The sequence below is a fragment of the Cyanobium sp. FACHB-13342 genome (genome assembly GCF_014697415.1).
GTDB lineage: Bacteria > Cyanobacteriota > Cyanobacteriia > PCC-6307 > Cyanobiaceae > Cyanobium_A.
This window is the reverse complement of the sequence record NZ_JACJRT010000001.1, coordinates 162,343-170,020: the sequence shown is the minus strand read 5'-3', so window position 1 is coordinate 170,020 and position 7,678 is coordinate 162,343. Positions and strand designations below refer to the sequence as shown.

The window sequence follows — 7,678 nt, the reverse complement described above, 5'->3', positions numbered from 1 at the left end:
CTGGTGATGTCCCAGGCGGTGTAACCGCGGGCCTCGAAGGTGGAGCGGATGCCGCCGTTGGGGAAGGAGGAGCCGTCGGGCTCGCCCTGCACCAGCAGCTTGCCGGTGAACTCGGTGATCACCCGGCCATCGCTCTTCGGCGAGATGAAGCCGTCGTGCTTCTCAGCCGTGGAGTTGGTGAGCGGATAGAAGACGTGGGCGTAGTAGAGGGCGCCGCGGCTGGTGGCCCAGGTCTTCATGGCGTCGGCCACGGCATTGGCCACCGAGAGATCGAGCTTGCCGCCCTCGCGGATGGTGCGCTGAACGGACTTGAAGATGCGACCGGGCAGCGCCTCTTTCATCGTGTCCAGGGTGAACACGTCGCTGGCCCAGAGCTCCCCGAACGGCGCGATCGCTGCGGTGGCCACCGGGCGTCGCCGCTGAATGGCCTGCAGGGCGGCAAAGCGCTGGGGGTTGGGCATGGGATGGACCACGGAGAACGCCATCATCCACCGCTGCTGGCGTGGCCAGACCCCCGGTTCAGATCAGATAGCGCCGGATGCTGGGTCGGCTCCAATACACGAGTGCGGCGGTGGTCGCCGCCCAGAGCAGGCCGGAGAGCACGGCGGTCTGGGGCCGCCCCTCGCTCAGCAGCACCAGCCGCACGATGCCGTAGGGCAGGCCCACCGCCAGGGCCATGGCCAGGGCCACGATCGCCAGGATCTGCCCCCAGGCCCGCCACTTGAGCAGGGCGATGGAGGCCACGAGCCCCACCACGGCCGTGGGCAGCACGGCGCTGGCGCCCACCACGATGTTGGCCGTGCGCCAGGTGGGATCCAGCAGGATGACGGCCAGGCCCAGGGGAATGGCCAACCCATTGGCCACCAGGCCCAGGCGGGCCAGGGTGACGTAGCCGCGGGGGGGCTGCTCCAACATCGCGAACTCAGCGCAGGCCAGCCACCATCGTCGGTCATGGGGACGCGGCAGGATGGGCTGGTTGAAGCCGCACCAGCCGGTGCCCGCCAATCCCCTGCCCCAGCTCCCCTCCCTGCTTGAGGCTCCGGCGTTCCCGCCGATCCGGCGCGGCCCCCTCACCACCCTGCAGGTGAACTTGGGCTACCGCTGCAACCAGGCCTGCAGCCATTGCCATGTGAATGCGGGGCCCAACCGCACCGAAATGATGGATGGGGCCACGGTGGCCCTGATTCCGCCCGTGCTGGCGGCCCGGGGTCTCCGTTGCCTCGATCTCACCGGTGGAGCCCCCGAGCTCCATCCCCAGTTCCGGGAGCTGGTGGTGGCGGCCCGGCGGCTCGGGGTGGAGGTGATCGACCGCTGCAATCTCACGATCCTGTCGGAACCGGGTCAGGAGGATCTGGCTGGCTTTTTGGCCGATCAGGGTGTCACGGTGGTGGCCTCGCTCCCCTGCTACTCGGCCGACAACGTCGATCGTCAGAGGGGATCGGGGGTGTTTGCCCGCAGCATTGCAGCCCTCCGCCAGCTCAACGCTCTGGGCTACGGCCAACCGGGCCGTGGCCTGCCCCTGCATCTCGTCTACAACCCCCAGGGCCCGACGCTGCCCCCCCCCCAGGCCCAGCTGGAAGCGGAGTACAGGCGCGTGCTCGCCGCTGAGTTTGGCGTGGAGTTCACCAGCCTCTACGCCCTGGCCAACATGCCGATCCAGCGCTTTGCCACCTGGCTCGAGGCCCAGGGGCAACTGGCGGCCTATCAGGCCCTGCTGCAGGCTCGGCACCGCCCGGAGAACCTGGCCCAGGTCATGTGTCGCTCCCTGATCAGCGTCGACTGGCAGGGCTGGCTGTTCGATTGTGATTTCAACCAGCAATTGGGACTGGCGGCGGCGGGGAGCCGGCCGCGCCCCCACCTGCGCTCCCTGCTGGAGTGGGATCCCGAGGGCGACCCGGTCGTGGTGGCCCACCATTGCTTCGGTTGCACCGCCGGTGGTGGCTCCAGCTGTGGGGGTGCCTTGGGATCCGGCTGATGGACCTTGCGTCCAAGCCTTGCGTGCAAGCCTTGGGTCCCTGTTCTGGGACATTTTCAATCGTTGAACTTTTACTTCTGGCGCGACCTTGCCGCGTGCATGGCCGGTTCCTTAGTATTGACTTGAACCAAACTCGCTGACCCGTGCAGACACATTCTCCTGTCTGCATTCTTCTGTCCTGATGCCGGATCCTTCCCCCAGGAATGAAGAACGGCACATCGTGCCATCGATCAGCATGACGATTCAGATCGATTTCCATGTCGATCCAGTTCCGTTTGTTGGCCGTCTCTGGGACGTGAGTGCCTCAGGGGCCTGTCTGTTGTTTCCCATCCGGGAGCCCGTGGTGCCAGGACTCTCCGGCTCCCTCACCATTCACCATCCCACCTTTGGTGATCCCATCCGTCTCCGGGCCAGTTCCCTGTGGGTCGACCGGCTGGAGTCGTCGGCCTATGTGGGGGTTCGCTTCCTCGAGACCATCGATTTTGAGGACACGTTCCTGCGGGTGCTGATGCGGCGCAGCGGGGGCTTCACGCCGGTGGAGCGGTTTGGCGATCTCCACTCCGGTACCGCGTTCGGCAGGTTCGGTTGAGCCGCGGCCCCATCCTGTTTGCGCTGGTGGTGTCCTTGGGGCTCGTCCCCACCATGGCGGCCCAGGCTTTGCAGCGATCGGCCGATCCCGTGGCGGTCTGTGTGGTGGCTCCCCGGGTGGAGCCCGTGGCGGAGGGTGATGCGGTGGGATTGGTGCCCATGCCAGCCCCCCAGCTGGTAGTGGTTGAGCCCTTGCGGGAACTTCGCATCGAACGCCACGGCCGCCTGGTGTGGCGCCAGCAGGCCCCCGTGGGCCAACCCTTCCGGGCTCCCCTGGCCTGGCCTGTCGCGCCGATTGCGCCAGGGGAGGTGGTGCTGCTGCGCTTGCGGCCCGAGCAGGCGGCCGAAGGGGCCTTTGCCCATGTGCAGCTGGTGGGCGCCTCAGCCGAACGGATGGCGAGCACCGACGCCTTGATCCGTTCCCTCGGTGAGCGTCCCCTGGCCTGGCTGGCCGCCATCGAGGCGGCTCTGGAGGTTGGTGATGTGCCCCTGGCCTGGGCGCTGCTGTTTGCCCCAGTACTGCCGGAAGCCCCCGACCTCACGGCCCTGAGGGCTGAGGTGGTGCGCCGGGGCTGTGGTGAGTGAGCAGTACAGGTGTACTGACAATGCGCTAGTCTGTCTATAGGCGTGCGGCGCCCTGGCTTGTGATCTCGCCCCTCCTCCCGTGACGGATCTGATCTGGCTTGGCCCCCTCCGCCAGGACAAGGCCAAGTGCCAAGACCAAGACCAGGGCCAGGAGTCCCTGTTGCTGCCCTTCGCCCTGGAAGCGGTGCCGGCCGGCTTCCCCAGTCCGGCCGACGACTACGTCGAGGCGGCGATCGATCTCAATAGCGTCCTGATTCCCCGTCCCAGTTCCACCTTCCTGATGCGGGTGGATGGTGAGGCCATGCGCGGGGAGGGGATCCACCACGGTGATCTGCTGGTGGTCGACCGCAGCGTGGCGCCGCGCCCGGGGGCCACCGTGGTGGCGGTGCATGAAGGCCGATTCGTGCTGCGTCGGCTGGAGGGACATCCCCGCCGCTGGCGGCTGGAGGCCAGCGATCCCCGCATCCCTGTGATTGCGTTGCGCGGGGAGGATCCGGATCTGCTGATCTGGGGCGTGGTGACCCATGCGGTGCACCACCTCTGCGCTCCATCATCCCGGTCCCGACAGCGCGGTGCAGCTACTCAGGCTTCACCAGAAGCCCTGGGAGTGCAGCCATAGGCCCAGCAATCCCATCGGCACGAACACGGCACCCAGGATCTGGAGCTTGATGGTGCGGGAAGAGGGCTGCGCGTTCCGGGGCGGCATGAAGAGGGGAGATGGGGGCAGGGCTTGGTCCTAGGCGAGGGACTGTTGGAGCAGGGCGGCGAGTTCCTCCAATTGGTCGTGGTTCAGCATCCAATCCCCCTGGCCGTCCTTGGTGATGTGCTGGGCTTCCAGCATCCAGCCGTCCTCCGTCTGTTCCAGTACGAAGTGGGGGGATTGGTGGCGGGTCATGGCAGCAGCAGGGGGATCAGGCGGAGGGGGAGAAGAGGATTGGCCGGTAGGTGGGCGGGGTGGTCGGGGTCAGGCTCCACTTCACCCGGCAGGTAAAGGTGGCGTATTCGCCGCTGATCGCGGTAGACACGCGCATGGCTTTGACGATGGCCGATGGAGGCATGCGGTATTGGGCCTGGTTGCAGGCGTCCACCTCGGAAACGGGCGAGCTGTATTCCGTGGTGGTATTCACAGGCGTCACCGTGGTTCCGGGACGCCCGGCCAGGGCCATGCCGGGAACCAGCAGGGTGGCGGCGGCGCTGAGCGCAAGCAGCCGGGGAGCGATCACGGGATGGAGCATGGCCCGTCAAGAGGTTTGAAGCTGTCCTAGCCGAACTTGTGCCATTGCGCCCGTCTCTGCGGACAGTGCGTTGTTCTGGCTGACGGTTTTGGGAGCGCTCTGGTTAACTGAAGGCGCTGGCGTGCTGCAAGAGCAACACCGCCCCAAATTGCCCGTTCAGGTTATGGACCTTCGTCGCCGCAGAATCCTGTTGACCATTCTGGTGGTGGTCCTTGCGGTGGTGGTCGCCAGCATGGCCGCGGGCGCACTGGTGAGTTTTCCCACGTCCTTGCTGATTCCGTTGCTGCTGATGGCTGTGGCCACGGCGCTCTTTTACATCTGGGCCTAGCGGGGCGCCCGTTGACGCGCGGGTCCCCTTCCCACGCTGAAGTTGACGATGGCCCCCCATCCACCCCTCTGGAGCGACCGTTACACGGCGGGTCTGGCCCTGGCTGCGCGGGTGCGATCCAGCCTGAGCCCTGGTGATCCGGACACGGTTGTGGCGCTGCCCCGCGGCGGCGTCCCTGTGGCGGTGGCTGTGGCCGAGGGTCTTCAGCTGCCCCTGGTCACCTGGTCGGTGCGCAAGGTGGCCGATCCCCGTTGGCCGGAGCTGGCGATCGGGGCCGTTGCCAGCGGCGGCGTGGCGGTGTGGCGCCAGGGCCAGGCGGGCGTGGAGCCAGAGGCCATGGCGATTCGGCAGGGATGGCTGCAGGCCCAGGAACGGGAATTGGGGCGGCGTCAGCAGCTCTTCGGTGATCCCAGCCCTGCGGCGCTGCGTGGACGCCATCTGGTCGTGGTGGACGACGGCATCGCCACCGGCATGACCGTTAAAGCTGCGTTGCTGTCTCTGGCTCAGGTCCAGCCCCGACGCCTCACCCTGGCCGTGCCGGTGGTGGACCGCAGGGTGGCTCAAGAGCTGGCCGGATTGATGGATCAGTTGGTGGCGTTGGCAGTGGTGGACGACCTGCAGGCCGTGGGCCTGTGGTACGAGACGTTTCCCCAACTCAGCGATGTTGAGGTGCTCGAGCTTCTGCGGCCGTGGACTGGCGCCACCAGCGCCAGCCCTCCACGTTGATCAAGAGCCCGAACACCGTGAGCGCCAGCATCAGCACGATCTGATCCATCCGGGCATCGGGCACGAGGATGTCGGCAAGCAGATGGGGCAGGTTCGTCACCGAATAGATGACGCTGAACCAGAAGTGGAGGCGCCGCCAGGGGCGCCAGCGCGGGGCGGGTGCGGCGGCCGTGTCGGCGTAGGCGATCAGCACGATCGCGATCAACGGCAGCAGGAAGTAGCCGAGCATGGCCCCGAACAGCAGCGGCAGGGCCTCCGCCTGGATTTGGCTATGGATTTCGGGCGACTGGCCGTGGAACAGGGGCATCAGGCCCAGGTCCACGTGAAACAGCATGGCCAACAGCCAGGCGATCCAGAGGGTGATTAGCCGCTGGGCATGGTTCGTGGTCGGGTGCATGCCATCTGGGGAGGAACCTCCCATCAGTGTGAAGGCGATTCGTGGGCGATCACGCCCTCCAGCGGGTAGCCCCCATCGGCCCAGCGGGCCAGGCCGCCGTGGAGATTGGCCACCCGGAGGCGGCCAGCTTTGAGCAGTTGCTGGGTGGCCAGGGCGGAGCGGCTGCCGGAATGGCAGACCACCACCACGGGCGCTCCGGCGGGGATCTCCGCGGCGCGGGCCTCCAGCTCCGGCAGCGGGATCAGCAGGCTGCCGCTGATCCGTCCATCCGGGCCGCTGAATTCCTCCAGGGAGCGCACATCGAGCAGCGTGAGCTGGTCGCGGTGGCTGGCCACCCACTCGGGGCTGACCTCGGGCAGTCCGGCATAGCTGCGCCCCAGCGGTGCCCAGACCTCGCCTGCGGCGGGCTGGCCCGCACCGGCCCCAGTCGGGCGAGGTTTGCCAGAGCGCATGTTGCCGGGCAGGGCCTCGGCGATCCGGTGGGGGTGGGGCAGCTTCATGTTCTCCATGTGGCCCACGAAATCCCGCTCGGTGGCAGCGCCGCCGAGCCGGGCGTTGAATGCCCGTTCTTCAGCGACGGAGGTGACGGTGCGGCCGGTGTAGTCGTGGCCGGGGTAGAGCAGGCAGGCCGCTGGCAACGACAGGATCTGCTCGGTAATTGAGCGGTAGAGGGTGTGGGCGTTGCCCTGCTGGAAGTCGCAGCGGCCGCAGCCACGCACCAGCAGGGCGTCACCGGTACAGGCCATGGAGTGGTCGTCCAGCACCACACTGATGCAGCCATCGGTGTGCCCGGGGGTGCTGCGCACCTCCAGGTGGCGCCCGCCGAAGGCCACCCGGTCGCCGTGATGCAGCGGCAGGGTTACGTTCTCGGCCCCCACCGCCGCCGCCAGGCCGATGGCGCAGCCGGTGGCCTGGCGCATCAGCCAACTTCCCGTGACGTGGTCGGCGTGGGCGTGGGTGTCGATTGACGCCACCAGGTCGACGCCCAGTTCTCGGATCAGGGAGAGGTCGCGGCTGTGCTGCTCGAACACCGGATCGATCAGCACCCCTTCGCCGCTCGGAACATCAACCAGCAGGTAGGTGAAGGTGCCGGTGTCGGCATCAAAGAGCTGGCGGAACAGCAACAGGCCCCCACCGGCAGCGGCGCGGAGGTCGAAGTCCGGGGTGGCGGAACCGGTATCTGACATGCTTATGACGATAGCCGCATAAAGGCGGAGCTCGCCATGCCCGGCCGGCTGGCGGCATGATGCGTGTAGCGTCATAAAGCGTTGCAATGGCGGCCGCCGGTTCCCTGCCCTCTCCCCAGTTGCTGGAGGAGTACAGCCAGTTCTTCCGGCTGCTCAGTGAGCCGGCCCGGCTCCAGCTGCTCTGTCAGCTCCGGCAGGGGCCCAGGGATGTGGCCTCCCTGATCGCGGCCACCGGGTTTTCCCAGTCCCACATCAGCCGCCAGTTGGGTCAGCTGCAGAGGGCCGGTCTGGTGTGCTGCGACCGCGAGGGCGTCCGCACGATCTGGCGGGCGGAGGGGGAGCTGGTCGACGATCTCTGTGCCCTCGTGCAGACCAGGCTGCGCCAGCGACTCCAGAGCCAGCTTGCCCAGCTCCAGTCGCTCTGAGCCCGCCACCACCCCGGCCTCGCCTCGTCCCTGGAGCGTTCAAAAGGCGCCCCGTGGGGGGCGCCTTTGCACCGGTTGCGGATCACGGCCTTGGCATCTGGGGCTGGATTGGGTCGGGTGTCTGTGGATCACGCATGGCCTGCTTGGGGCCTGGCAGGACAGGAAAGGGGATCACGTCTCGGAGAAGAGATGCTCGGGGCTTGACCTTCTCGGCTGTGATCTCAGCTCGGGC

General features: G+C 67.4%; 13 protein-coding genes. 7 read left to right on the top strand and 6 right to left on the bottom strand.

Annotated features, from left to right (window positions below; translation table 11 throughout):
* On the bottom strand, positions 1-461 hold a 461-nt coding region (locus H6G16_RS00975; protein WP_190388474.1), incomplete at its 3' end, for a glutamine synthetase III.
* 58 nt (positions 462-519) lie between these two features.
* Complete coding sequence (locus H6G16_RS00970; RefSeq protein ID WP_190388449.1) at positions 520-912, bottom strand: Hepatitis C virus core protein; 393 nt, start codon at positions 910-912, stop codon at positions 520-522.
* Between the two features lie 82 nt (positions 913-994).
* Between H6G16_RS00970 and arsS the strand changes: the two genes are divergently transcribed.
* The 4 genes from arsS (at position 995) to umuD (ending at position 3,767) form a co-directional block, all read left to right on the top strand.
* Positions 995-1,975: an arsenosugar biosynthesis radical SAM (seleno)protein ArsS gene (gene arsS, locus H6G16_RS00965; protein ID WP_347238743.1), complete on the top strand. Its 981-nt coding sequence runs from the start codon at positions 995-997 to the stop codon at positions 1,973-1,975.
* 181 nt (positions 1,976-2,156) lie between these two features.
* A complete protein-coding gene (locus H6G16_RS00960; RefSeq protein WP_190388447.1) occupies positions 2,157-2,564 on the top strand; it encodes a PilZ domain-containing protein in 408 nt (135 codons plus the stop codon).
* Positions 2,561-3,148 (top strand): hypothetical protein, encoded by a 588-nt coding sequence (locus tag H6G16_RS00955; RefSeq protein WP_190388446.1) that lies wholly within the window; start codon positions 2,561-2,563, stop codon positions 3,146-3,148. Before H6G16_RS00960 ends, H6G16_RS00955 begins: the two co-directional genes overlap by 4 nt.
* Before the next feature lie 79 nt (positions 3,149-3,227).
* The gene (gene umuD / locus H6G16_RS00950) at positions 3,228-3,767 is read left to right on the top strand and encodes a translesion error-prone DNA polymerase V autoproteolytic subunit (RefSeq protein WP_347238742.1); all 540 of its coding nucleotides are present in this window, start codon (positions 3,228-3,230) and stop codon (positions 3,765-3,767) included.
* 117 nt (positions 3,768-3,884) lie between these two features.
* Here umuD and H6G16_RS00945 read toward each other — a convergent pair whose 3' ends face one another.
* A complete protein-coding gene (locus H6G16_RS00945; RefSeq protein WP_190388445.1) occupies positions 3,885-4,043 on the bottom strand; it encodes a hypothetical protein in 159 nt (52 codons plus the stop codon).
* A 16-nt stretch (positions 4,044-4,059) separates the two neighbouring features.
* On the bottom strand, positions 4,060-4,383 hold the full coding sequence (locus H6G16_RS00940; RefSeq protein ID WP_190388444.1) for a hypothetical protein: 324 nt from the start codon (positions 4,381-4,383) through the stop codon (positions 4,060-4,062).
* 70 nt (positions 4,384-4,453) lie between these two features.
* On the opposite strand from H6G16_RS00940, the gene H6G16_RS00935 reads away from it, so the two are divergent.
* Positions 4,454-4,711, top strand: a complete 258-nt coding sequence (locus H6G16_RS00935; RefSeq protein ID WP_190388443.1) for a hypothetical protein — start codon at positions 4,454-4,456, stop codon at positions 4,709-4,711.
* A gap of 48 nt (positions 4,712-4,759) precedes the next feature.
* Positions 4,760-5,437, top strand: a complete 678-nt coding sequence (locus tag H6G16_RS00930) for a phosphoribosyltransferase family protein (protein WP_190388442.1) — start codon at positions 4,760-4,762, stop codon at positions 5,435-5,437.
* On the opposite strand, the gene H6G16_RS00925 is transcribed toward H6G16_RS00930, so the two are convergent.
* Together H6G16_RS00925 and H6G16_RS00920 are read right to left on the bottom strand one after the other, a co-directional pair.
* A complete protein-coding gene (locus H6G16_RS00925) occupies positions 5,367-5,834 on the bottom strand; it encodes a hypothetical protein (protein WP_190388441.1) in 468 nt (155 codons plus the stop codon). The two genes, H6G16_RS00930 and H6G16_RS00925, sit on opposite strands and share 71 nt — an antisense overlap.
* A 23-nt stretch (positions 5,835-5,857) precedes the next feature.
* Positions 5,858-7,021, bottom strand: a complete 1,164-nt coding sequence (locus H6G16_RS00920; RefSeq protein WP_190388440.1) for an MBL fold metallo-hydrolase — start codon at positions 7,019-7,021, stop codon at positions 5,858-5,860.
* An 86-nt stretch (positions 7,022-7,107) separates the two neighbouring features.
* Between H6G16_RS00920 and H6G16_RS00915 the strand changes: the two genes are divergently transcribed.
* Positions 7,108-7,446, top strand: a complete 339-nt coding sequence (locus tag H6G16_RS00915; RefSeq protein WP_190388439.1) for a metalloregulator ArsR/SmtB family transcription factor — start codon at positions 7,108-7,110, stop codon at positions 7,444-7,446.
* The last annotated feature ends 232 nt before the right edge of the window (positions 7,447-7,678 follow it).